Here is a 25782-nt window from a genome sequence, read left to right as displayed (position 1 = left end):
GCCGGCCCTTTCGTCGGCATGACCAGAGGTCCAAGAATGAGCATGGCGTCGAGCGCTGCCGTGACCATATCTTCTCTGATCTTTCGCACCACTCGGTCTCACTGTTTGCGTAAGTGGTTAGTCGAGAAAGCTTAGCCAGCCAGGCGGGTCCGCCGTGAAGATCCTCGCCTCCACGGACATACCAGGCGAGATCCAGTGCAGTGCCTCGCCTGGATCGTTGAATGTGATCTTGACCGGAACGCGCTGCACCACCTTGACGAAATTGCCGGTCGCATTCTCGGGCGGCAGCAACGCGAATTGCGAACCCGTACCGCGCTGGAGGCTGTCGACGCGTCCCTCAAGACGCAGACCCGGGAAGGCGTCAACCCGGATCGTCGTGCGCTGGCCGGGACGCACGTTGGTCAGCTGTGTCTCCTTGAAGTTGGCTGTTATGTAAAGCGTGTCGGGAACGATCGAAAGCAGCACCTGCCCGGGTTGTACGTAGTTTCCTACTTCGACTGTCTTGTTCGCGACACTGCCAGCTTCTGCCGCACTTATCTTTGTATAGGAAAGGTTGAGTTGGGCCTGCGCAAGCGCCGCCTGCTGGCGTTCGACGGCGGCTTTCGCCTGGAGCTTCTGGGTTTCGAGCACGACCTGGTGGGCCCGGGCGGCATCGTGCGCTGCCTGATCGTGTTGCACTGTGGCGCGGCGTTGCCCGACATCGGCCTCCGCCTGCTGAAGGCGTTCGACCGTTCCGGAGCCAGTGCTCTCAAGCGACTTGTAGCGATCGAACTGCTGCTGCGCGAAATCGAGCATCGCCTGATCGCCGTCGATCGCCGATTGGCTCTCCGCGACGATGGCATTCTGCTCTCGAATCTGCGCATCGATATTGTCGGCATTAGCCTGCGCACTCTTGAGATCGGCGTTGGCGATATCGACGGCGACTTGAAAATCCCTCGGATCCAGTTGGATCATCAGTTCGTCGCGCGCGACCTTGGAATTGTCGTTGACGTTTAGTTTTGAGACATAGGCGGCCACCTTCGGCACGATCGAAACCACATGCGCGTCCACGTAAGCGTCGTCGGTGGACACCTGCCAGAAGCCCGGCACATAAAAGTACAAACCCACCCCGGCAACGACCGCAATTAGGGCGCCAACGATCAAGGAGCGCGGGCTCGACCGGCCGTAGTGCGGAAGTGCCGCCTTGATCTCCGGCGCCCTGCCCTGAAGAGGAACTGATGGGGACGGTGTTTCTTTGAGCATGGTTTGATCGGTCATGCCCGGCTCCTCATTTTTTGATCGCCGGCGGGGTGGGCGGAATAATCGGGACGAGGCAGAGCGTGATGATCCCGACAACAGCCATGAACAGGAAGGCATCCGCATATGCGAGCGTCGCCGCCTCGCGACCACCGACCTCAGCCAGCAGCTTGGTGGCGATCTGTTGGCTCTTGAGGATCGAATAGCCTCCCCGAGAGAGGATGACGTCCGAAGCTGTCGTCATCCAATTTTGCAAGACCTGGCTCGAGGCCCGCAAGTGATCGAACAGGCGCGCGGAGTGAAGTGTCTCACGACGTTCGACCAGGATCGTGAGCACGGCGACGCCGATCGCAGCACCGAACTGACGGAAGGTCATGTAAAGAGACACGCCATCAAGAAGGTTACGCTGCTCGATGCGCGCGACGGTTCCGCTGCCGACGGAGGGCAGCAGGCTCGAGACGCAGAGAGCGTAGAGGACCAGCGGAAGGTAAAAGTAATATGCAGGTGTGTTGGTGGTCAGAAAACGATTGATGAGCAGCATTGAGGCGATCAGGCAGACGAGCGCGCCGCAGATCGTCTTGCGCTGCCCGAACCGGGCGACGATGCCGACGACCGACGGGCGCACTGCAGCCGCGGTCAGAGCGTAGACCGCCATTACCCGTCCGGTTTGTGTGGCGCTGAGCGGTTGGGAAGTGACGTTGCGCAGGAATTCCGGCAGCATGTAGAGGCTGCCCGACAGGATCATTCCCGTCAGTACGCCGATCAGGACGGACGACAGCACGTAGCGGTCGAGCAGCAGTTCAAGCCGAAGCAAGGGCGCGCGATTGCGAGCGCTGGTCTGCCAGATGCCGAACAGTATCAGAGCGGTCGCACCCAGCCATGCGAGCAAGCGAATCCGCGGAGAACCAAACCAGTCGTCGATTTGGCCACGGCTCAGGATGATCTGCAACGACACCAGCGCCACGGCAATCAGAACGATTCCTGGCCAATCGGTCGGGCGCTCTGACCGTTGCACGGGCATATCGGGAAAATATCGGACCAGCAGCCAGATCGCTGCCGCGGCGTAGGCGAGGTTCGGAATGCAGATCAGCCGCCAACTTACCTGGTCGGTGATATAGCCACTGAACAGCATCCCGAAGGCACTGGAGAGATAGAGCATCGTTGAGACATGCATGAGCGCTTCGCTGCGCTTGGGCTTGGGCAACAGCATGTAAACGGTGCCTCGCCACCACACCACGAGGCCTGCGCCCGCGACACCCTGGAACGCACGCGCCACCAGCATGGTATCGAAGCTGAGGGAAGTGGAGCTCACTACCGACCCCGCGACGAACAACAGCACGCTACCGATCAGGTAGTTCTTGTAACCGATATGCCCGGCAAGCCAGACACATACGGGCACCCCCAAAAATAGCGCTGAAGTATAGACCGTGAGACTCCAGCTTGCTTCGTCCCCGGAGACACCGAAACTGCCGGTAAGATCTGTCAGCACCAGGTTAACGCTGTCGGCGGTATAAAACTCCATACCCGTCGCAAAGCCGAGGCCAAGCAACAGCAGCCGGAGTTGACGCGCAGACAATTCTGGAGTCGACCCAGCCGCGGGCGCGATCAATCCCGATGATTGGATCAGTTCAGCCAAAGTTCCGCTTCCGTATCTTTTGCATAGCAGTACATGTCCATCCACATCGCAGCCGTGAGGCGGTCATTTCTCGTCCGACGGCTGCAAATAGTCTGCGCGATCCAAGACACCAACTCGCCCATTTTGAAGCCGTGGCTTCACGGCAGGCCGATCCGAAACATCGCGTTGAACAAAGACCGAAATGACAGGGAGACGACAAAGAGAGTTGCTATTGACGACACATACAGTCCACCGAACCAAATCAACCTTCTTAGACGACCGCTCATGTTTCCCATCCCTTCTCAGGCGTCTTGCCGCGGAAGACCCGATAGGCGAACGCGGAATAGGCGAGCACGACCGGCGTAACGATGGCAGCGCCGATCAACAGGAAGACGTGGCTGAGGCTTGCCGATGCGGCCTGCCAGAGTGTCAGGCGGAATGGCACAATGTTCGGAAAGATCGTGATGCCGAGGCCTGCGACCCCGAGAACAAACAAGATGAGCCCGAGAAGAAACGGGCGGAGAGCCGAATTCCCACCGATCGACTGCATCAGCGCACCGGCGGTGGAAAGGAACAGAATGACGATGATCGTCAGTACCACCGGGTTCGACGTCCACGCTTCCAAAACGCCGGGCTGAACGAAGGGTGCCGCGGCACAGGTCGCAGCCGCCAAGCCGACGAAGACGGGTGTCGTCCGCCGCAGGCTGCGGTCTGCGAAGCTCTGCAAGCTGCGCGTCGCCTTCAAATGTAGCCACCCTCCCCCAAGCACCATGTACCCCGCCAATACCGACACTGCGACGAGAAGGGAGAACGGTTGAAAGACATCGAAGACGCTGCCGCTGAAACGCTCGCCATCGATCGTCAGCCCCTGGATGAGGCCGCCGACGATAAAACCTTGCATCAGCGCCGCGACGATTGAGCCGAGGCCGAATGCGACATCCCAGGCACGGCGCCCCCGTTCGACCTGATAGCGGAATTCGAAGGAGACGCCACGCAAACCCAGCGCCAGCAGCATCGCGATCAGCGGCAAGTAGAAGGCCGGCAGCAGGATGCCATATGCGATCGGGAAGGCTGCGAGCAGCGCTACGCCGGTCATGATCAGCCAGGTCTCGTTGCCGTCCCAGGTCGGGGTAATGGAGTCGACCATCCGGTCGCGCAACTCTTCGTCATGCTGGGCAAGGAGCAAGGTACCGACGCCGAGGTCGAAACCGTCGAGCATGACATAAAGCGAGAGCGCAAACGCGGCGAATAGAGCGGAAAGAAGCGGCAGGTCCATGGCTTTCACTCCGCCGGAAGCGGGCTGGCGCCCACCGGGGCGTTTATCACACGCGGTTTCAGCGCCTGTTTAAGGGAACCGGAGGCTTCAGCCTGCGCGGGCGCGCCCTGCGGGCCACGGCGGATCATCCGGACGGCAAACAGCACAAAAGCGGTCAGGAATAACGCGTAAATGCAGATGAAGGCGATCAGGCTCGACAGCAACACGTCGGCCGGCACCGGCGAGACGGCATCGATGGTCCGGAGAATTCCGTAGATCACCCACGGCTGACGGCCGGTCTCGGCGAGATACCAGCCACCAAGCGTCGCGACGATGCCCGAAGGCGTCATTACGACCAGCGTGCGCAAGAACCAGCGATTGGCAAACAAGCGGCCCTGCCAGCGCAGCCAAAGCGATGCGACGGCAACGCCGAACATAAGGATCGCGATGCCGTACATCACCCGGAAGCCGTAGAACACCCAGCCCATCTGCGGCTGACGGTCGACCGGCGTGTTCTTCAACCCGTCGACGCGGCCATCAAGGCTGTGGGTCAACCAGATGCTGCCGAGCACCGGAATGCCGAGCGCGAAGCGGTTGCGCTGATGCTCCTGATCGGGAACGATCATCCAGTAGTACGGTGCCGGAGACTCCGACTGCTTGTCCCAGAAACCCTCGGCCGCCTGCATCTTGGCCGGCTGGAGTTGCACCATTTTCCCATACAGGATGTCGCCGAGAAAAACCTGAGTTGCGATCAGGATGGTAGCGAAGGCCGTGCCCATTGACACGGTCCGGCGTCCGAACGGCACGTGCTCGCCGCGCAACAGATACCATGCGCCTACGCCCGCAACGAGGAAAGAGCCCGTGATATACGCAGCGGTCAGCATGTGCGGCAGGCGATAGAGCCAGGACGGGTTGACGACCACCTTCAGCCAATCGGTCACCACAACATGGCCGTTCACGACCTCGATGCCATCGGGCGTCTGCATCCAGCTATTGGCCGAGAGAATCCAGGATGCCGACAGCAAGGTTCCAAGCGCCACCATGCAGGTGGCGAGAAAATGCAGCCTTGGCCCGACCCGATGGAGGCCAAACAGCATGATCCCGAGAAAGCCTGCCTCTAGAAAGAACGAGGTCAGAACTTCGAGAGCAATCATCGGGCCGATCGCCGGTCCGGCCATCTGACCAAACTTGGCGAAGGCTAAACCGAACTCGAACGACAACACTATCCCGGTGACGACGCCGACACCGAAGGCCATCGCAAAAATGCCGAGCCAGAAACGATAAATCTGGAGATACAGCGGGTCCTTGGTCCTCAACCACAAACCCTCGGTGATCGCCAGGAACATCGCCAGCCCAATAGAGATCGTCGGGAAGATGATGTGAAAGCTGACCGTGAAGCCGAACTGGATGCGGGCAAGGAGGGCTGGATCAAGATTCATGGCTGTGTCTCCTGATCCTGCGGACGCCGGAAGACGAATACTGCCAGCGCGACGAACAAAGCTAGGGCCGCGATCGACGCCGAAAGACCGAATACGCCGATAATGACGAAGAAGAAGGCGACGCCGAACAGAGTTGCGACAACCACTCCGATGGAATGCGAGGCTGAGATCAGACCCTTGTTCATTCGTCGCTCCGCTTGTTGCACCCCCCGACTTCCGCACTGGTGGCAGGCGTTGCTGCCATGATCACACCGCCCAGCAGGCGCAACCGAGCGCGCCCCAGAAACTCTTCAGGTCAGAGATCGGCAGCTTGCTCGACCAAGCCGTCGCGTGATCGTGCCCATGGATTTTGCACTGATTGGCGCACCCGCAACTCATTGCCATCTTCCGTGCCAACGCCGGTTGGCCGGCAGACTCGGCGGAGCCCCAAGCCGCATAACCACCGAACGCACGAACCGGGGACCAGTCGGGCATCGCAGGTGGCGGAGCGGCGTTGTCCAAAGATTTGAAATCGGACGCCGCATATACGACCTTGCCACCCACTACTGTCAGATCGGACGTCGTCTCGGCGATCTCTGCTTCGGCGCAGGAGAAGTAGTCGCGATCAGGCACGATAACGTCCGCAAGTTGACCGACCTGGATCCTGCCTTTCTTGCCTTCCTCGTTCGAGAACCAGGTCACGTTTTCCGTCCACATCCGCAGTGCTGTCTCGCGGTCAAGGCGATTGCGCGGCGGCGTGATGCGAAGACCGCCGACGGTCATGCCGGTCACGAGCCAGGCAAGCGCGACCCAGGGATTGTAGGACGCGACACGGGTGGCATCAGTGCCGGCAGATACTTTGACGCCCTTGTCGATGATCTTCTTCACCGGTGGCGTCGCCTCCGCCGCGCCAAACCCGTAGCGCTCGACGAAATATTCGCCCTGATAAGCCATGCGATGTTGTATGGCGATGCCGCCGCCGAGCGCCGCGATACGGTCAATGGACTGATCGGAGATGGTTTCTGCGTGGTCGAAGAACCAGTTCAGACCTTCAAGTGGAGTATCCTGGTTGACCTTCTCGAATACGTCGAGTGCGCGTGAGATGGTCTCGTCGTAAGTGGCATGCATCCGCCACGGCCAGCGGTTCTGCACCAGAATGCGAACGACATCCTCAAGTTCGCCTTCCATCTCCGGCGGCATATCGGGACGAGCTTGGCGAAAGTCTTCAAAGTCAGCGGCGGAGGCCACCAGCATCTCGCCAGCGCCGTTATGCCGGAAATAGTCGTCGCCCTGCTTGTATTTGGAGGTCCTGGTCCAGTTCAGGAAATCGGTCTTCTCGGCCTTCGCCTTCTGCGGGTAGAGGTTGTAAGCGAGGCGGATGGTGAGCTGGCCTTCGTCCGACAGCTTTTGGATGACGGCGTAATCCTCCGGGTAATTCTGGAAGCCGCCGCCGGCATCGATAGCACCGGTGACGCCCAATCGATTCAACTCGCGCATGAAATGCCGTGTGGAATTCACTTGATACTCGAACGGCAATTTCGGGCCCTTGGCGAGCGTCGTGTACAGAATGCCGGCGGCCGGCTTGGCGAGCAGAAGTCCGTTGGGATTGCCCTTGTTGTCGCGGACGATCTCGCCGCCGGGCGGGTTCGGTGTATCCTTGGTATAACCGACCGCCCGTAGCGCGGCGCCGTTGAGGATCGCACGATCATAAAGATGCAGTAGAAACACAGGCGTATCAGGCGCGATCGCGTTGATCTCCTCGATCGTCGGCAGCCGCTTCTCGGCGAACTGGTGTTCGGTGAAGCCGCCGACCACCCGGACCCATTGAGGCGGTGGCGTGATCGCGACCTGACGCTTCAGCATGGCCATCGCGTCGGCCAGCGACCAGATGCCGTCCCAACGGAGCTCCATGTTAAAGTTCAGGCCGCCGCGAATGATATGAAGATGGTTGTCAACCAAGCCGGGCAGAACGCGGCGTCCCTTCAGGTCGATGATTTTCGTGTTGGAACCAGCAAGTGGCATGATCTCCTGGTCCTGACCTACCCCGGTGAACTTGCCGTCCTTTATGGCGACCGCGCTCGCCGTCGGATTTGAGCGGTCTAGTGTCGTGAACAGACCGCGGCGGAGGATAAGATCGGGCATGTTGGTTGTCATGATTGATTCTCCGTAGAAATCTTTGTCGTCGCGGTCGTTGTGGCTGCTGCGCCGGCGTGGCGGCCAGGCAGCATGCCAAACAGGTGAGAGGCGCATTTCGCTTGGTGCCAGGCACTCGCCAGCGAAGTTCCGGCAACCACTTGCCTCCCGATCGGGATGACCTGCTCACCAATAAGAATTCCGAGTAGACCGACCAACGCCACGAGGGGAGGCGCGGGAGACCGGACATTGAGAAGGCTGTAAATCACGCCGACCAGAACACCGGTTGCGAGCGAAAGCAGATACATCCTCATCGTCGGCCCCCGTTGGAGTAGCGAACGCAAAGCGCGCGTTATTCGGCTGCCTTCAGCCCGCCCTCGGAGGCATGTTCACCGAGCGCCCATTTGGAGAATCGCACCTGGATGCCGTAGGGCGTGTGCTCTCGCATGATAGTCATCACGCCTTCGTAGGTCTCCGAGCGGGCCCAGTCCTGCTGGAGCTCGAACACATACTGAAGCGACGTGATCGGGATCGCGCCGGCCTGGACCGCGCGATCCATTGCGCGGTTATGTGCCTCCGGCGAAACGTCGCCACATGCGTCCGCGGGAATATAAATTTCGTAGCCGTCCTTCAGCATATCGAGGGTCGGAAACATCACGCAGGCCTCGGTCCAGAGACCAGCGATGACGATCTTCTTGCGGCCGGTCGTCGCAACAGCCTTGCGGAAGTTCGGGTCCAGCCACCCGTTCATGGCGGTTCGGTCAATCACTTCATGCGTCGGAAACAGTTGGGTCACTTCCGGCATGAAAGGACCCGAGAAGGAGTCCTTCGCGATGGTCGAAATTATGGTGGGCATCTTGAAGAGCTTCGCGGCCTTGGCGAGGATCTGTATGTTGTTGAAGACCACCAGTCGGTCATGGGATTGCACGCCCTGATACATAGCGGGTTGATAATCGATCAGGGCAATCGCGCTGTTTTGTGGGGTGAGCATCTCGAGTTTTGCCATTGTTCGTTCTCCGTATTGGACGCCGCTTTGTTGCCATTTTGCCCGAACGTGCATTGCTGGGGCAGCTCAAGCTCACGCGGCTCTGTGAGCTGGATCGACAGTAGCTATCCTCAGAGCGCTGAGGACCTCGTTTGTGGTAGGGGTCTCGCTGAACCACTTTTGCAGGACGTCGAGCGCGCGGGCGTGGGCCTCGTCGCTGTCGGCCTGGCAGGCGTCGGAGACGACGATCGTCCGGTATTGCCGGTCGCATGCAGCGCGCGCGCAGTGGATTCAACCCCGACGTCGGTCGCGATACCGACGAGCACGAGAGTATCGATGCCTGCCACGCGGAGAATGGTGTCGAGCGTGGTGCCGTCGAACCCGTTTGCCGCCTGCCCCCTGACGACCGGCTCGTCCGGCCGGGGGGCGATGTCGTCGATGACCTCAACCGCGGGAGTACCCTGCAGAAGAGTAGGGCTTCCGACGAGCGTTCGAAACATTGGGGAGTTTGGCCTGACGCCGGGCAGGCCCGGCTGATACGTGACAAGGGTGTAGACCACCTTCGCCTTGGCCTTGCGGAACCCGTCCAGCAGCCGTGCCTGGACCCCGATTACGCCTGTCTCCTCGGCCCGCTGCCGGAAAAGCCGGTTGAAGGGTGTGTCGACCTGGCCGGCCACTCCCTTGGCCATATGCACTACTAAAAGGGCCGTTCGGGCGGGATCAAGAATTTCCATTCTTTATCTCCGTGGTTCGCAAGGCGGATGAAGACTCTGCGTATGAAACAGTCAGTAAATCTGTCGACTGGTTGCCGTTGCCCGCGGTATGAATCCGCGGCTATGCAGCCAAGGCCGGACGGTCACGCAGCTTCATTCTTGGCCTTTGATCTCAATAGGGCGGCTGACGACGCCCCTTCGAGCGACAGCCCATATCCAACTTCTCGCACAATCCGCTCCTTCAATGGTTGAATGAAGTGGATGCGAGTGTCGCGGCGCGTCACTTCCGGAGCCTTCAAGTACAGCGCGGCCAGTTCCCGCGCCCGAGTGAGCGCCTGGCCGTTTGGCACGACTTCTGCCACGACTCCCCATTCATATGCGGTAGCAGCTGGCAGCGGCCGCGGGTTGAGCAGGAACGCCTCCGCTCGTCCTGCTCCAGCGCGATAACTCCACGTCGTAAAGATTCCGTCGCCTGGCGTCACACCTACGGCGAAATGTCCGACATCCTGGAAGGTAGAACCCTCGGCCGCCACAATCACGTTCGCAAGCAGCGCATAGTCTGAATGGATATACGCACGTCCTTCGATCGCCGCGATCACAGGCACACGTATGTTGGCTATGTTTTCCAACACTTGACTGCCTTCGTCGTGAATCTGGCTCCAAACGCCGGGATCGGAAACATCGCCGAAAGAGTTCCAATCGACCCCAATAATGAAGTCGCCATCTGCTCCCGTCAGTATGACGATCTTGTTTGCTCGATCTTGTGCAATCCGGTGGAAGGCATCTACGACCTCCGTATGGTGTTGTGCCGAGAAGGTGCACGGTCCGCCATCGCTATGGAATTCAACAACCAGAACGCCCTTAGCATCTCGCGTCATCCTTATGGTGCGATAGGCACCGAAGTACTCAGCTTGACGGGTTTGCATGGCACCCTCCTTCATTGCTTTGCTCGTTTTGACGTTTCAACTGAAACGGAGTTTCGACCAGATCGGTGTTCGCATTTATGTTCTCAACACCGCCACATACGCTTAATTTGCTGGTGACAGACATAGCCACCCCGCCTCATTGTGCTTTTTGACAGTTGCAGCATCTTCAGGCGCCTCCACTCGACGCAACTGCCGCGCTCGACGCCAAGCGGACGGACTTATTCCGACTTGGCGACGAAAGAGCCGGCAGAGGTGAGCCTGGTCAGCTAACCCGCACTCAAAGGCGATCTGCGCAAGCGAAATCCCCGTCTCGATCATAAGCGTCTTTGCGCGCTCTATTCGACACTGGATAACGTACTCATGCGGCGAGCATCCCATACTGGCCTTGAATGCGCGGCGTAAATGGCTCGTGCTTAGCCGCACCAGCGCAGCGAGCTCCGCTGTCGAAAGCCGTTTGGCCAGATTGGCGTCGACGTAACTGGTTATGCGTGCGCGCTGCCAAGGCGCCAAGCCGCATGAGGGAAGCTCAATTTCGTCGTAACGGCGCTCTAAGGCACCGTTCCGCAGCAGCAACTCCTCGAACCGGTCCCAATACCGATCCGCTGTGCGCGGATCGTGGCTGATAGCCGATCGCGCCTCAGCCAGCCAATTAGTCAGCGCTGCAGAAAATTCATCCGAAGCGCTCGGTGTCGCCGGGGGGGCAGAAGTCTTGCCGGGTATTGAGGAGAATTGCATTGGATACCTCCCTCACCGTCCGGGCGCCCCGAAGTCGCGCGGGCAGGCATCAAGTTGTGCCTAATAAGAGGGATTGGCGAGTAAAAGGCCGAAAAAAATTGTAAATTTTAAAATGCAGAACGTCTTCGAACAATTTTGCAGCGGCTCGCTACTGCGCGGCACACTTTGATAATCGATCGGTTAGGGCCGCGCCGATAAATCAAAATGTTCAAATCAACTAGCTATCGTCCAAGCCGCAAAAAATCGCACATGCAACGGTAGGACACATCTGCGGTCACTAGGAGGAGAAGACAAAAGGTGACGCAGGGCTTGGATCGTTGGGGCGCATCGCAAGACATCACTGATTCAAAACGCACCGTGCATTTGGATTGTCTAGCTTCGGTCGCAGCGCCGCGAGATACCCGCTCAACTTACCCAAAACCGATGAACTGGAACTTCTCAAGCCTGGGAGTGGCGCGATGACGCAATCCAAAAGATATATCGACCTGAAGGCCAACCGTATCGAGACAGTTGCAGGCAATGGCCTACTCGACAGGCGCGCGTTGCTCAGAAATGGCGTCGCATTCGCTGGCGCTTTGGGTACGGTCGTCGGACTAAGGGCAACTGGCGCTGCTGCCGAGCCTCTCGTCGAAGCACCTTGGAGTCTCGCACCAGGCGATCCCGTTCCCGCCTATCAGCTACCGTCGAAATTTGCGAAAAGCGTGGTGCGCACGCTCTCCAATCCGGATTTCGAGCCGCGCACCTCACAGTCACGCACTCCCCACCACCTGCTGGACGGGACAATCACGCCGAACGGCGTGTTTTTTACCATCGTTCATGACGGCGTTCCGGAAATCGATCCGGCCGTGCACCAACTCCTGATCCACGGTCTGGTCAAGCAGCCGCTGCTCTTCTCGTTTGAAACGTTGCTGCGTTTTCCCATGACGTCGCGCGTTGCGTTTCTTGAATGTGGCGGCAATAGCGCGGCACTATTTTCTCCAAAACCACTCCAGGCGGACGTCCAGGCACTGCACGGGCTCGTTTCCTGCGCCGAGTGGACGGGCGTCAAACTCTCGACGCTGCTCGAAGAGACTGGCGTTGACCCAAAAGCAAAGTGGTTCATTGCCGAAGGTGCCGACGCGGCGCACGTGATGCGGAGCGTCCCCCTCACCAAAGCAATGGACGACGCGATGATCGCGCTCTACCAGAATGGCGAGCCGCTGATGCCGGGCAATGGCTATCCGATGAGGCTGTTCTTGCCGGGTTACGAAGGCAACATGAACATCAAGTATGTACGGCGGATCAAGCTCCTGGCGGAGCCCGCCATGAGTTATTGGGAATCGCAAGTTTACACGGAGCCATTACCGAGCGGCAAAGCCTATCAGTTCTACTTTGTGAACGAGGTAAAATCATTCATCACACAACCTTCCCCGGGGCGTCCTTTGCAGCAGCCTGGAGTCTACGAGATCTCAGGCATCGCTTATTCCGGGACAGGCAAGATTTCCAAGGTACAAGTCTCTGCCGATGGTGGTGGTAGCTGGGCAGACGCAGCACTGCAGGAGCCGGTGCTGAGCAAGGCGTTCACGCGCTTTCGAATGCCATGGCGCTGGAATGGTGGCCCGGCCATCTTGCAAAGCCGCGCCTTGGACGAGGCCGGAAACGTGCAGCCGACGCGCGCGCAGTTTGTCGCGCAGCGTGGCGAATTATCTTCAGTACCGCCGCTACTGGCATTCAAAAATCATCATTTCAATGCCGTTGTAAGCTGGGCAATCGACAACAGGGGAGCAGTAACGCATGCGTATGCATAAAATGCTCCTGTCGACCTTCTGCACCCTCGCTCTCGGGATAGGCTTGGCGTTCGGCGAGGGACGAAATCTCGGCAGGCCGATCGTTCCCGCAGATATTGCGCCGTGGGATATTGATATTGAACCCAGCGGGGCAGGCTTGCCCGCGGGCAGCGGAACATCCGATCAGGGTGCCCTGATATTTGCGGATAACTGCGCGGCCTGCCACGGCGATGGTGGAAAGGGTGCGACAACGACGACGAGCGGTGCTCCCGCCGCTCCGCCCGTGGTCAGCGACATGAAGAGAAGCGGCATCGATGATACGACGCTGACGATCGCCAATTTCTGGCCTTACGCACCCCCGTTGTTCGACTATATCCGGCGCGCAATGCCTTGGACCTCACCGAGGTCACTTACTGACGATCAGGTCTACGCGCTCACTGCGTACATCCTTGCAGAAAACAAGCTGATCGACGCAAAACAGGTCATCAACGCGCAGACACTCCCGAAGGTGCAAATGCCTAACCGTAACGGATTCATCCCTCGCTTCCCCGAAAGCACCCCGCATGACTAGGAATAGGTGGGCTAGACGAAACGGGGCACGGCGTGGTTGTTGGATATTGCTGTTCGGCTTTATTCCCGTCGTAGTTTTTGGGGCCGAGCGCCCCGATTGGGCGTTCCCCGAGGCCGATAAGGTCCAACCGCCATCGCTGGCAAGCGAGAGCGAGCCGAAGCCTCCGCCCGGCAGCACCAAGTCTTACACACGCAAACAAATTGACGATTTGTCCAACCCGCCGGATTGGTATCCCGACATGCATCCGCCGATGCCACCGGTCGTAGCCCACGGCGCTAAAACCTTTGCATGCGGCTCCTGCCATCTGCCTACCGGGACCGGTCACGATGAATCGGCATATCTCGCCGCGCTTCCTGTGCCCTACTTTGTCCAGCAGATGGTCGATTTCAAGAGTGGCGCAAGGAAAGGGTTCGGCGTGATGCCGACGATTGCCGAGGCCCTCTCCGATGAGGAGGTTCAATCCGCTGCCGCATATTTTGCCTCGCTCCAGGCCCGGCCTTGGCTCCGTGTGGTCGAGACCGACACGGTTCCGAAGACTTACGTTGCACCTGGCAACATTCGGCTAAATCTCCCTGACGGGGGCGCGGAACCCATTGGGAGCCGGATCGTGGAATTGCCTGAGGACGAAAAGGCCGCGCTCAATCGCGATCCGAAATCCGGATTCGTCGCCTACGTACCGATGGGGAGCGTCGCCAGAGGAGAAGCGCTGGTCGCAACTGGTGACGGCAAGACAACCAAATGTGCAATCTGCCACGGTGAGACACTGAAGGGTCTTGGCGTTGCGCCCCCCATCGCGGGCCGCCACGCAAATTACATCGTTCGCCAACTCTACTTTTTCCAGGACGGCAGCCGCTCGGGACCGTCGGCGGCGCTGATGCATGGCGTCGTACAGAAACTGAGCGTCGACGATATGGTGGCAATCGCGGCATACCTCGCCTCCCTCGAGCCATAGCACGGCATTCAGACTGGCGAGAGTTGGGCACGTGCATGAAAACACGAGACGAGGCATCGCGTTTGGTTTGGCCGTACCAATCGATCGGACACGGTATGGACCCATCCATGCAAATTGGAGACTAACAGGTACGCTCCCTAGGAAGGGTTCGCGAGGAAGTCATGGCGATCAGCTTCTCAGTAAGTGGCAAGTTGGCCTCAGCCGAAGGAGCCGTCCGCACCCGCTTCCGTGGGGCACCCGGGAGAGCCTCGAGCTAATGACACCAAGTTCCGTTGCCCGCAGGCCTCTCGGCGCTTTTGGTTCGAACGATGCTGTGATTTACTCGCGAGGCTGAGTGCTATCCGAATATGAATTGGAAGCTGCAATGGACAGATCCAACTCTTCGCGCAGCCCGCACTTTCCTTACGGTCGCAGCCTAGCGGAAAAACTAGGCCTAGAGGACGCGCCCGCCATCGTGACGCGATCGTTGGGACAGGCTGAGATCGCGGTAACCGACATCCATGTGCTCAAGCCATCAGGGACGCTATCGGCTGCATTGCCTCGCTTTGACGCCTATATGGTCACTTTGGTCATGAATGACGCCGCTAAGAATTGCTATTGGGAATGCGACCGTCATGTTTCATCCGCACCTCTCCGGGCAGGCCAAATCCTGATCAGCGATATGAGGCGCGAGCCGCGCGTGTTAGTTGATAGACCTTACCATTCCACTCTCTTCTATTTACCCAAAATGGCGATCGACGTTCTGACGGATCAGGCGGAGATGCCGCGCATAGACGAACTTCAGTACGAGCCTGGTGTGGGGATCTCGGACGAGACAATCAAACATTTGGGCTTATCCCTGATGCCAGCGTTTCGCGCTCCTGAGCAAGCCAATCGACTATTCTTGGATTACGTGATGCTGGCATTCGCAAGTCATACAGCAGAAAAATACGGCGGAATCTGCACGCTTTCAAAGCCGCTCAAGGGCGGGCTCGCGCCATGGCAGGAAAGATTGTCGAAGGAATTGATTGCTAACAATCTGGCTGGCGCGATATCGCTGAGTGAAATCTCTAAAATGTGCGGGCTGTCGGTCGGCCACTTCTCGCGGGCATTCCGCAAATCAACCGGCCTCGCTCCGCACGCGTGGCTGCTCCAGGTGCGGGTCGATACGGCGAAGGTGATGCTTCGGGATCGAGATGCATCGCTGTCCGCGATTGCTCAAAGTTGCGGTTTCGTCGACAGAAGCCACTTCACACGAGTATTTACCCGACGCGTCGGCTTAAGTCCTCGCGCCTGGAGCAAGTTAGTTTATTAATGGACATGTCCCAAGATTTCATCGAGGCAAGTCCACTTGTCTGAGGACGACGTGAGCACGTTTGTTGCCGCTTGACACAATCCGAGGCGTTGCCGCGCTCCAGGCCGGCTTCTGGAGGGCCCAGCGCGGAGCAGAATGACGAAGCTCTCCGCAGCAACGCGTTCTAGATCACGAACCACCACGATGCGAACTTCAAGGCCCACCGTGAGTACGATCCTTGCGTTCAGCCGTGTACGATTCGTACATTTTGTGCACGATCGATACATGAAATAGCTCACATCAATCAGCGACGCGTCGATCTTCCGCGCAAACGATACCTCGCGTGGCAAGCTGCACATGGGATGGCCGGGGGCCTTCGGATTGTCTCTATGCTTGATCTCGCCAACTCATGCACGAATGACGTCGTCACCTTCGGTCCTTTCAGGCTGTTCGCGGCTGAGAGGTTATTAAAAAAAAACGACGAGTCACTTCCGATTGACGGTCGAGCATTTGATCTCCTGATCGCGCTGGTGGAGCGGCCTGGCGAGACCCTCACTCATAAGCAGCTCATGGCGCAGGTCTGGACCGGCGTTACCGTGGAGGAAGCCAATCTTCGCGTCCATATAGCGGCTATTCGCAAGGTGCTCGGAGACGGCCGGAATGGCGCACGATACATCACTAACGTCGCCGGCCGAGGTTATTGCTTTGTTGCACCAACTCACCGGCAACTAAAGCAAAGCACGACGGCCTCCTCGCCATCAGTTAAGAAGCGGACGCTGCCTCCGAAGTTGCGACGAATGATTGGCCGTGACGAGAACATCGATGCCTTGCAGTCGATGATCGTCACCAAGCGATTCGTAAGCATCGTTGGCCCTGGTGGTATAGGCAAGACGACTCTGGTCATCGCCGTCGCACACGCGATGATGAACGAATTTGATGATACAATCTGTTTCGTAGACCTTTCGTCTCTCAAGGACGGTGCACTTGTTATTCCGGCTGTCGCGAGTGCAGTCGGATATCATGCTCAGACACAGGGCTCACTCGCGGGGCTGCTGACGTTCCTTACCGAACGGCGAATACTTCTTGTTCTTGATAGCTGCGAGCATGTTGTCGATGCCGTCGCACCTTTGGTCGACTCTCTCTTCCAAACCGCACCCTTCGTGCACATCATCGCAACAAGTCGCGAACCGCTGCAGGTTTCTGGCGAGCACCTCTATTGGCTCCCACCGCTTGGATTTCCGCTGAATGAGGCTACCAGTGGCGATCTACTTGTCTTTCCGGCGCTACAACTCTTCATGGAGCGCGCGGCCGCTGGCGGTTACGACGCGGATATTGGAGATGACGACGCACGCATAGTCGCAAACGTTTGCCGTCAACTCGATGGCGTTCCGTTGGCGATCGAGTTGATAGCCGGCCACGCAAGTCAATATGGTATTCGAGGAGTGTCCGAACTGATTAGTGATCGATTGGCGCTGTTTTGGCTCGGTCGGCGTAAGGCGTCTCGGCATCAGACATTGCGAGCAACTCTTGATTGGAGCTACGATCTCTTATCAGAGGACGAAAAGAAGGTTCTTTGCAGGCTGTCGCTCTTTGTTGACCCCTTCACTCTGCAAGCCGCCCAAGCGGTGGCGGCCGAATCGAATGAGCCTACGTCGGCGTTTATCAACATAATCACAAAGCTGGTCGACAAGTCGCTTCTAATGGCTTCCCCAGGTGGCGACAAAAGCCTGTACCGCCTCCTGGATACGACGCGAAACTACGCTGCTCTGAAACTGGCTGAACGAAACGAAGAATGTACGATAGCAAGACGACACGCCCTCTATTTTTCAGAGCATCCGCTCGTAACCCCTCATGGTTTCCTCCAAAGCCAATGCAGCTCTAACCACAGCCCGCTGTTGGGGGACGTGAGAGCAGCGCTCCAATGGAGTTTCTCGCCGTCGGGCGACGCGTCGATTGGAGTCACCCTCGGAGCCGGCGCGGCACCCTTATTCTTAAATTCGTCAATGCTAAGCGAATGCCAGCAATGGTGCCAAAAGGCAATATCAGCACTTGGCGAATCCGATCGGGGGACACAACGAGAACTTACGCTGCAAGCCTCGCTTGCCATGTCGTCTATGTTTGCTCAGGGCGACAGCAGAGAGGTGGCCGGCGCGCTCGAACGCGGAATTTCGCTCGCCGAGGCGTTGCGCGAAACAGAGCAGCTAATGCACTTGCTTGCCGGTCGTAATCTCCTTCGGATGCGCGCGGGAGATTTCGCCGGCGCGCTCGCGGCCGCTGTGCAGTATTCAGCCGCAGCCGCCGAGTTTGGCGGGCCGCGCGAGAAAGTCGTCGGTGAGTGGATGCTGGGGGGAAGCCATCATCTGCTCGGGAACCAAGCAGAGGCGCAGCAGCACTACGAGAGGGGTTTCGAGCGTGCGGCAGCTACCGCACTAGGCCGAAGCCAATACTTCGGCTTCGATCACGAACTCTGGGCTCGAGTTGGGCTTTCCAGAGCTTTATGGTTGCGCGGTTTTCCCTGCAGGGCGGCGGAATTTTCGCAAAGCGGCATCGAGTTCGCTCGACGAGAAGGCAATCCGGTGACGTTATCCATTTGTTTGATCTATGGCGCTGAGATTTTTCTCTGGCGCGGCGACGAGCATGTCGCGGCAGCACTCATCGATGAGCTGATAGCTGGCGCCGAAAAGCACTCGCTGGTTCCGTATCACGCGTGCGGTCTCGTCAGATTGGGCGAACTCCTGGTAGCGCGTGGTGAAACGTCCGCCGGCATTGCGCATCTGCGCCGCGCACGCTCGATACTGGCTGCTGAGCGCAACTATATTCTTTTCCCGGCGATTTCCCGCGCGTTGGCGGAAGGATTGCTTCGGGAAGGCGAGCCCGAGGAGGCGCTTGATCTTATTGAAGACGCCGTCACCAAAGCCGAGCGCGGAAGTGGGACGTTCGAGCTTCCCGATCTGCTTCGCACAAGCGCGAAGACGCTCTTGGCGCTGTCGCCACAACACTGGACGGCGGCTGAGAAGTCGCTCATGACATCAATCAACTTGGCCCGGAAGCAATCGTCTCCTGGATGGGAATTGCGCTCAGCAATTTTGCTATTCCGCTTGTGGACAGACCAGGGACGTGCGGACGCGGCGCGTGATATGCTGGCGGACATCTATGGGCGATATACAGAGGGGTTCGAGACGGCAGATTTGCGGGCAGCCCGCGCCCTCCTATCCACTTCAGCTTCAGATCAAGTGCGTCTTCATAGGTCCGGCTGCCGAGCAAGCTAAGCTCGGTTTGATATTGCCCGGTAGATGGCTCGAAGGCGGGCGAACTGCTGGCCAGCGATGACCGTGCAGCCAAAAATCGGAACGCTCGACAACGCGCTCATTCCCATATCGCATATCGCTCAGAGGTTTACGCCAAGGTTCCTTTCGCACTCGACGGAAGACTCAGCACCGAGCGAACTTGCCGACTTCACGCCATCGTCCTATACTTTATCTCTACGGCTTGTGCTTTCCGTGCGTGGTGGGGTACTCGGATGATTGGGCTGCTGACACCCGAGTATCACATACTATGTGTGACACAGTAGAGCTGCATGACGGCCCGGCGCAATGTAGGCCTTAACGAGGAATTCCGCTACGCACGGCTGCCCGTGCTCGCTCATGTGAGCGGAAATTCGGATGAATGATCACCGACATTCCTTACCGGAGGATGCTCTTTCCTTTGGTCCGTTTAGTTTGTTTGTGACAGGCAGGCAGCTCAAACGGGCTGACGACCCGATACATCTGGGAGGCCGCGCGCTCGATCTCCTGATTGCTTTGGTGGAGCGTGCCGGCGAGGTCGTCAGCTACAACGAGTTGATCTCTAGCGCTTGGCCGAATGTAACGGTCTTTGAAGCAAATCTCCGCGTGCAGATCGGTACGCTGCGGAAGGCGCTGAACGACGGAGAGGACGGCACTCGATACATATCTAACGTCTCCGGTCGCGGTTATTGTTTTGTCGCACCAGTGTCACATGCGATAGCGCGCCCCACCACCGCCGAAGGAAATACGGACGGCGAGTTGCCCAGAAAGCTTCCGCAGCCATTGGAACGAATGGTCGGGCGGGATGAAGTTGTTCGAGCCGTATCCGAGCAGCTCATCATGGGACGCTTCGTGAGCATCGTGGGCCCAGGCGGAATAGGAAAGACGACGGTCGCCATTTCGGTTGCGCATTCGTTGCTGAAGGGCTTTCGTGGCGCCGTTTTCTTTATCGATCTGGGCACGTTGACAAATTCTCAACTCGTGCCGACGGCGGTCGGCTCGGCGCTCGGCTTCATGGTTCAGGCTCATGACCCTTTCGGCAGCCTTGTAACATATCTGGACGAAAAGAAGATTCTGCTGATTCTTGACAACTGTGAGCACGTGATCGAATCGGCTTCCGAGTTGGCAGAACGCGTCGTCAACGAGGCGCCACAAGCGTATATCCTCGCGACCAGCCGCGAGGCGCTTCGTGTCGAAGGTGAACATGTCCACTTGTTGTACTCACTTGATTGTCCGCCAGAGCATGCCGATACAACCGCCGCCGAAGTGATGGGATATCCAGCTGTCCAACTCTTCATGGATCGGGCAGCGGCGGCTGGCCAAAGAACAGCGTTGAGCGAAGTTGACGCACCGATCGTCGCCTCGATCTGTCGCCGACTTGATGGAATTGCGCTAGCGATCGAACTCGCGGCCAGTCGCGCAGGCTCTCTCGGGATTCGTGGAATTGCGGAACTGCTCGACAATCGCTTCAGCCTGCTTTGGCACGGACGCCGAACCGGGGTGCCCCGGCACCAAACCATGAACGCGATGCTTGATTGGAGTTACAAACTCCTTCCCGAGCAGGAACGGGTTGTTCTTCGCAGGCTCTCGGTGTTCGTCGGGGATTTCACGGTTGAGGCAGCCTGCTCGGTTGCGTCGGAGACAAAGGCAGAAGAAGCGAGCACTATCGAGGCTCTCGAAAGCCTACTCACGAAGTCACTAATATCGACGACTCAAGAATCCGAATCGGCATACTATCGGTTGCCCGAAACGACACGCGCATATGCCCGAGCAAAACTCGCTGAACGGGGTGAAGCAGATTGCGTCGCGCGCCGCCATGCGGAATATTATTCAAGGTTTCTGCAACGCGACGAGATTACCAACTCGAGGATCGGCCAGCACGATTTCTCGCTATATGCCCCACACATAGGCAACGTGCGCGCGGCGCTGGGGTGGGCACTGTCGGATCGTGGCGACCCTGCCTTTGGAACAGCTCTCGTCGCGCAAGCGGCGCCGTTGCTATTGGGCTTATCTCTACTGGAAGAGTGTAGATACTTTTGCGAATGGGCTTTGGTCGCTCGCGGTGATAAAAGCATTAGCGCGCAAACGGAGATAATTCTTCAGGAATCCTTAGCGCTCGCGTATATGTACACTCGCGGACACGACGTCAGCGCTCGCGCCGCGATCGAGCGCGGGCTCGAACTTGCCGAGACGCTCAAGGACAAGGTGCGAGAGTTGCAGCTCTTGGCGAGCTTGAATCTGTTCCTGGTCCGGCAACGTGACGTTCGCGGCGCGCGAGCGGCTGTCGAACGTGGAAGAAGCGTGGCGCAAGCAATCTCTGACCCTGCCGGCCTTGTCTGGGCCGAGTGGATGATAGGTGTTTCGGATTACATGAAAGGAGATCTCGCTTCAGCGCAGTTTCATATCGAAAAGGGAATGTCACTTGACGCCGAAGTCGGCTCACACCTCGTCAACAACTACTTTGGAATCATCAATCGTACAGGAGCCATGGTGGCTCTTGCCCGAGTTTTGTGGCTGCGCGGCTTTCCGGATCGGGCGCTCAGAACGGCACAAAAAGCAATCGATGAATTGAGCCGTGGCCGACACCACCCCGTATCCGTTTGCACGTCCCTTCTCTACGGCGCCTCGGTCATTTTCTGGACCGGGAATATCTCCAAGGTCCGGGAGTTGGTCGAACAGTTGATAGGGTACGCCGAAAGACACGCTCTGCGGCCCTATCGCGCCGGGGGGCTTGGGCTAAAGGGCGAACTTCAGGTAGCCAGTGGCGAGGCGCAAGCGGGAATAGAGTCATTGAGGGAAGCTTTAGAAATAATGGACGCCGAGCAATACAACGTGGTTCGTGCCGCAGCCATAGGAGCGCTCGCAGAAGGTCTTCGAATAATCGGGCAGTTGGAAGAAGCGCTATTCACGATCGATGGTGCAATTGCCGCAACCCATTCAGGCGCGGAGTTTGACCTGCCTGCACTGCTGCGTATCAAGGGAGAAATCCTCGCAGCGCGAAAGGACCGTGAATCCGCCAAGACATGTTTGAGGACGTCGATTGCAAAGGCCCACGCGCAACAAGCGCTCAGCCTTGAACTCAGGTCGGCAATGACCTTGGCACGCCTTCTTCGGGAAGACGGCGAGAGTGTCGAGGCCCGTCAATGCGTGGCCAATGTCTATGACCGTTTCACGGAAGGTTTCGATACGTTGGATCTGAAATTGGCGCATGCGATGATCGCGCAAGACGCATAAACCGCGCCTCCTGGAATTGTGGAACCGGGATCCTAAGCCGCACTGTCCTTCGGGAACCCGATCCAATTTACAATTTTTTACATCTTACTATGCGCCAAAGCTCCCCAACTCAGGCATGTTGCCGAAAAATACTTTATGTACGGTCGTGGTTCTGCATGCCCAGTTCGCCTTCGTCGCCCGATACGCCAATTCCGCTTCCTCCGCTCGTCGCTGCATTCATCGAGGCGACAAACAGCGTCGATTTGGAGCAGCTAATGGCCACATTCGCGGACGACGCCCTGGTCAACGATCAGTTGCGCGACTACTGGGGCAAAGCGGCCATCAGGGACTGGGCAGAGCGAGACATCATTGGCGATAGGCTGACGATCGCAGTCACGAAAATCGTGAGCCATTACGGAAATTTCATTCTCACTGCCAATGTTGATGGAAATTTCGACAAGCGCGGTCTACCGGACCCTCTTGTCCTCGCTTTTTATTTTACGCCACACCACGAACTTATTGTCCAATTGATCATCCTGCGCAATCGCTGCGATGTATGACAATTCGTTTCATCTGGCTTGGCTCGTCTCATTCTCTGCGCCTCTAGCAAACGCACGCACGTTCGTGCGCACGCCGCACCACGATTAACAAGGTTTTAAAATATTTAATTCGCTTTCGCGCGACGACTGCCTCACCCTCTGCTCTGCAATCTTTCGAGACTACCATCTGCGGAAAACGCGCATGCACGACGTGAGCGACCATCTCGGGACGGAAGAACGCGACGCAAAGTTTCGAGCGACCACGGGGGTGCCGGCGTCCTGGAGTCTGACGGCCACTGCTAGGCCGCAGAGCGCCGAGAATTTTGAGGCGGTGCTGCTCGCCATAGCGGGTCACGACCTTCGCCAGCCGCTCCAGGTCATTCAGGCAGCCTACGAACGCCTTGGACGTGGCGTCCGAACAAGCTCCGAACAGCTATACCTGCGGTCCGGCCAAAATGCGGTCGATCGACTAAAGGAACAGCTCGAGCAAATACTGGCTGCGCTGCGCATCCAAGAACGTGCTCAGCGTCTCGAGCTTAAGCCTGTATGTGTCCATCAAGTTTTGCGGCAAGCCTGCCGGGAGATTGAGCAGGATGCGCTGGCCAAGGGCGTAAGCATTCACATGGTTTCCTGTGGGGCTACGATCGTGAGCGATAGCCTGCTGCTCGGCGCCGTCCTGCGCAATTTGGTCAACAACGCAATCAAGTACACCCAACCGGGTGGTCGCATCCTGCTCGGTTGCAGGCATTCCTGTTCAGGAATCCGGATCGATATATACGACACGGGCATTGGAATTCCTGCAGAAAACATTTCGAGAATCTTCGAAGCCTTTACCCGTCTTGATGCTGCGCGATGTGACGGCCTTGGCATCGGTCTCTTCATCGTTCGTCAGGCGCTCAGCATCCTGGGTCACCGCATCGACGTCGCTTCCACTCCCTGCCGCGGGTCTCGCTTCTCCATTTTCGTCGCACGCGACACGAAGGGCGAGTGAGTGGAACCAACATCGCGCATCGAGAGAAAACGCAAGGCTCGGGCGCCGGGATGTGCTGCAATTTGCAGGCGATCCGAAAAACCCGGCCCTATGGATTGCGCCGAAACTGCCTCGCGCATTGCGAATAGACGCCAACTCCCCGCAGGCCAAGGTCACCTTCAATTCACTTGCTATCGACGCAACATGACCACGGCACATTTTTGTGAGCCCCACATTAACCCCTTTCCATACGCAGGCTTGCGCCTGTGGCCCAAGGTGGCGATACGTTGATCGGGAGGAGCAAATGTCGAAGACAGTGTCGGAGCTTCTGGTCGGAGTACTTGAACAGATCGGTGTAACGCAGATTTTCGGTTTGATCGGCGATTCCCTCAATCCTCTGGCGGATGCGGTTCGCAGAAGCAAGATCGAGTGGGTCGGCGTCAGGCACGAAGAAGGCGCGGCGTTGGCCGCAGCCGGACAAGCGAAGCTGACCGGACGGCTCGGCGTCTGCGCGGGCACGACCGGTCCGGGCAGCACACATCTGGTGGCGGGGCTCTACGAGGCGAGCCGCGATCACGCGCCTGTCCTTGCGCTGTCCGGTGACATGCCGCGGGCGATGCAGGGCACCGACTTCATCCAGACCACCGCGCCGGATCTCCTGTTTCGGGATGTCTCGCTTTATACCGAAACAATTTCGTCGCCGGCGCAAGCAGCGGCTGTGATTCATCAGGCCATCGCCGCCGCCTATTCGGGTCCCGGCGTTGCGCATCTGACGCTTCCGCAGGACGTGCTTTCCGCGAGGACGGCCGGCGCGGCCTCTAGCGTGGCGACCTTAAAGCCGCGCAGCGAAGTAACCCCAAGCGAAACAGACGTCGCCGACATCGCCCGGCGGATCGACAAGGCTGACAGCGTGGTGATCATGTGCGGCGGGGGTTGCCGCGGCGCGGCTGATCTCCTGGGAGAGCTTTCGAACCGTCTCAAGGCGCCCTTGATTCATTCAGTGCGCGGCAAGGAGTTGATGGCTTATGAAGATCCGCGCTGGATGGGCGGCCTCGGCATGATCGGTACCAAGGCAGTCTATCACGCCGTACAGCGCTGCGACCTTCTGCTGATGGTTGGTACCGACTATCCCTACTCCAATTTCCTGCCCGACAAGGGTGCCGTGATCCAGATCGATGAACGTGCGCAAGTGCTGGGGCGCCGCACGCCGACCGAACTCGGTGTTGTAGGCTCGGCTAAGCCCACTTTGAAGCTGCTGCTGGATCGTGTTGCGGCGAAGAGCGACGCCAGCTTCTTTGACAAGGTCACCCACGAACGTCAGCGGTGGGACGATATGCTGAACAAGCAGGCCGACCTCGAGCGGAGCAAGGACCGTATTCATCCGCAAGCGGTCGCGCGCGCGGTCAGCGACGCCGCCCGCCGCGACGCCATATTTGTTCTGGACACCGGGTTGAATACCCTATGGTCCGCGAACTGGATCCGGCAGAGCGGATCGCAACGCATCGTCGGCTCCTTCAACAACGCCGCCGTCGGTACGGCTCTTGGACAGGCCAACGGGATCCAGGTGCTCGACCGCTCGCGCCAGGTGATCGCACTTGTCGGCGACGGCGGCTTCAACATGCTGATGGGCGAGTTCATGACCTCCGTGCATCACAAGCTGCCGGTGAAGGTCATCATCTACAATAACTCTGCGCTGGGCCTGATCACGCTGGAAGCCGAGAGTGTCGGCATCGTGCCATTTCGCGAGGCCATTGAATTTCCCAACCCCGATTTTGCGGCGCTGGCGCGCGCCTGTGGCGGCCACGGCTTTACGGCGCGAAAGCCGCGTGACCTGATGGGCGCTATCACCGAGGCACTTACCGTCGATGGTCCCGCGATCGTAGATGCGGTCGTTGCCGCCGACGAAATGCCGAACATGCCGCACGTCGAACCCGAGCAGGCTGGGCACTATGCTATCGCGAAGATCAAGGAAGCAGTACTTGCCGTAACCGGCGGCTAACATAGAGGTGGAGACGAGCGCGGTTAGCGAGATTAGTCGAAATCTCACAAGTGGTAACGAGGAGCCTATCGTGCGGGAACTCGGAACGGGCCAGTTTGTCGCCTATCACTTTGCTGCCTAGCGCAGATGAGGTGCGCTCCTCACGGATTCGCGCCGATCGGGAAGGAGTTATTCAGTGGAGCGCCTCACAAATCGTCAA

20 protein-coding genes and 1 pseudogene are annotated in these 25782 nt (G+C 58.5%); 9 read left to right on the top strand and 12 right to left on the bottom strand.

All coding sequences use genetic code 11. The features are described 5' to 3' along the window. Positions 1-117 precede the first annotated feature (117 nt). From BUA38_RS17145 to BUA38_RS38775, 12 genes and pseudogenes are all read right to left on the bottom strand, one after another. Positions 118-1257, bottom strand: coding sequence for an HlyD family secretion protein (locus tag BUA38_RS17145; RefSeq protein WP_072819493.1), 1140 nt, complete (start codon positions 1255-1257; stop codon positions 118-120). Between the two features lie 10 nt (positions 1258-1267). Continuing rightward, entirely contained in the window at positions 1268-2845 is a 1578-nt protein-coding gene (locus BUA38_RS17140) for an MFS transporter (protein WP_197685940.1), read from the bottom strand. Positions 2846-3134: 289 nt separating this feature from the next. Then, positions 3135-4127 (bottom strand): cytochrome d ubiquinol oxidase subunit II, encoded by a 993-nt coding sequence (gene cydB, locus BUA38_RS17130; protein ID WP_072819491.1) that lies wholly within the window; start codon positions 4125-4127, stop codon positions 3135-3137. 5 nt (positions 4128-4132) lie between these two features. Next, positions 4133-5545, bottom strand: coding sequence for a cytochrome ubiquinol oxidase subunit I (locus tag BUA38_RS17125; RefSeq protein WP_072819490.1), 1413 nt, complete (start codon positions 5543-5545; stop codon positions 4133-4135). Then, positions 5542-5730, bottom strand: a complete 189-nt coding sequence (locus BUA38_RS17120; protein ID WP_072819489.1) for a hypothetical protein — start codon at positions 5728-5730, stop codon at positions 5542-5544. The genes BUA38_RS17125 and BUA38_RS17120 overlap by 4 nt, the downstream gene beginning before the upstream one ends. Positions 5731-5791: 61 nt before the next feature. Continuing rightward, positions 5792-7678 (bottom strand): amidohydrolase, encoded by a 1887-nt coding sequence (locus tag BUA38_RS17115; RefSeq protein ID WP_072819488.1) that lies wholly within the window; start codon positions 7676-7678, stop codon positions 5792-5794. After that, the gene (locus BUA38_RS17110) at positions 7675-7971 is read right to left on the bottom strand and encodes a XapX domain-containing protein (protein ID WP_072819487.1); all 297 of its coding nucleotides are present in this window, start codon (positions 7969-7971) and stop codon (positions 7675-7677) included. Before BUA38_RS17110 ends, BUA38_RS17115 begins: the two co-directional genes overlap by 4 nt. A 38-nt stretch (positions 7972-8009) precedes the next feature. Next, positions 8010-8663, bottom strand: coding sequence for a hydrolase (locus BUA38_RS17105; protein WP_072819486.1), 654 nt, complete (start codon positions 8661-8663; stop codon positions 8010-8012). Positions 8664-8735: 72 nt separating this feature from the next. Continuing rightward, positions 8736-8891 carry a hypothetical protein gene (locus tag BUA38_RS38780; protein WP_425304981.1) on the bottom strand — a complete coding sequence of 52 codons (156 nt, stop codon included), beginning with the start codon at positions 8889-8891 and terminating at the stop codon, positions 8736-8738. Between the two features lie 23 nt (positions 8892-8914). Further along, positions 8915-9376 (bottom strand): annotated as a pseudogene (locus BUA38_RS17100) (cysteine hydrolase family protein); the annotation flags it as partial. Between the two features lie 122 nt (positions 9377-9498). Beyond that, entirely contained in the window at positions 9499-10281 is a 783-nt protein-coding gene (locus tag BUA38_RS17095; protein ID WP_072826185.1) for an enoyl-CoA hydratase/isomerase family protein, read from the bottom strand. 102 nt (positions 10282-10383) lie between these two features. Continuing rightward, positions 10384-11016, bottom strand: coding sequence for a helix-turn-helix domain-containing protein (locus BUA38_RS38775; protein WP_072819485.1), 633 nt, complete (start codon positions 11014-11016; stop codon positions 10384-10386). Between the two features lie 458 nt (positions 11017-11474). On the opposite strand from BUA38_RS38775, the gene soxC reads away from it, so the two are divergent. The 9 genes from soxC (at position 11475) to BUA38_RS17045 (ending at position 25583) form a co-directional block, all read left to right on the top strand. After that, complete coding sequence (soxC, locus tag BUA38_RS17085) at positions 11475-12803, top strand: sulfite dehydrogenase (RefSeq protein ID WP_083587611.1); 1329 nt, start codon at positions 11475-11477, stop codon at positions 12801-12803. Continuing rightward, a complete protein-coding gene (locus BUA38_RS17080; protein WP_197685939.1) occupies positions 12790-13353 on the top strand; it encodes a c-type cytochrome in 564 nt (187 codons plus the stop codon). Before soxC ends, BUA38_RS17080 begins: the two co-directional genes overlap by 14 nt. Before the next feature lie 46 nt (positions 13354-13399). Then, the gene (locus BUA38_RS17075; protein ID WP_072819483.1) at positions 13400-14305 is read left to right on the top strand and encodes a c-type cytochrome; all 906 of its coding nucleotides are present in this window, start codon (positions 13400-13402) and stop codon (positions 14303-14305) included. 364 nt (positions 14306-14669) lie between these two features. Continuing rightward, positions 14670-15599 (top strand): helix-turn-helix domain-containing protein, encoded by a 930-nt coding sequence (locus tag BUA38_RS17070; RefSeq protein ID WP_072819472.1) that lies wholly within the window; start codon positions 14670-14672, stop codon positions 15597-15599. 368 nt (positions 15600-15967) lie between these two features. After that, complete coding sequence (locus BUA38_RS17065) at positions 15968-18847, top strand: ATP-binding protein (RefSeq protein ID WP_072826183.1); 2880 nt, start codon at positions 15968-15970, stop codon at positions 18845-18847. Between the two features lie 393 nt (positions 18848-19240). After that, on the top strand, positions 19241-22096 hold the full coding sequence (locus BUA38_RS17060; RefSeq protein ID WP_072819470.1) for an ATP-binding protein: 2856 nt from the start codon (positions 19241-19243) through the stop codon (positions 22094-22096). 155 nt (positions 22097-22251) lie between these two features. Continuing rightward, on the top strand, positions 22252-22635 hold the full coding sequence (locus BUA38_RS17055) for a nuclear transport factor 2 family protein (protein ID WP_072819468.1): 384 nt from the start codon (positions 22252-22254) through the stop codon (positions 22633-22635). Positions 22636-22816: 181 nt separating this feature from the next. Further along, the gene (locus tag BUA38_RS17050; RefSeq protein WP_072819466.1) at positions 22817-23605 is read left to right on the top strand and encodes a sensor histidine kinase; all 789 of its coding nucleotides are present in this window, start codon (positions 22817-22819) and stop codon (positions 23603-23605) included. Between the two features lie 283 nt (positions 23606-23888). Next, the gene (locus BUA38_RS17045) at positions 23889-25583 is read left to right on the top strand and encodes a thiamine pyrophosphate-binding protein (RefSeq protein ID WP_072819465.1); all 1695 of its coding nucleotides are present in this window, start codon (positions 23889-23891) and stop codon (positions 25581-25583) included. Positions 25584-25782 lie beyond the last annotated feature (199 nt).

It is taken from the genome of Bradyrhizobium erythrophlei (assembly GCF_900142985.1).
In the GTDB taxonomy this organism is placed as follows: domain Bacteria; phylum Pseudomonadota; class Alphaproteobacteria; order Rhizobiales; family Xanthobacteraceae; genus Bradyrhizobium; species Bradyrhizobium erythrophlei_B.
The sequence above is the reverse complement of the archived record's forward strand: the minus strand, read 5'-3'. Positions and strand labels throughout refer to the sequence as shown.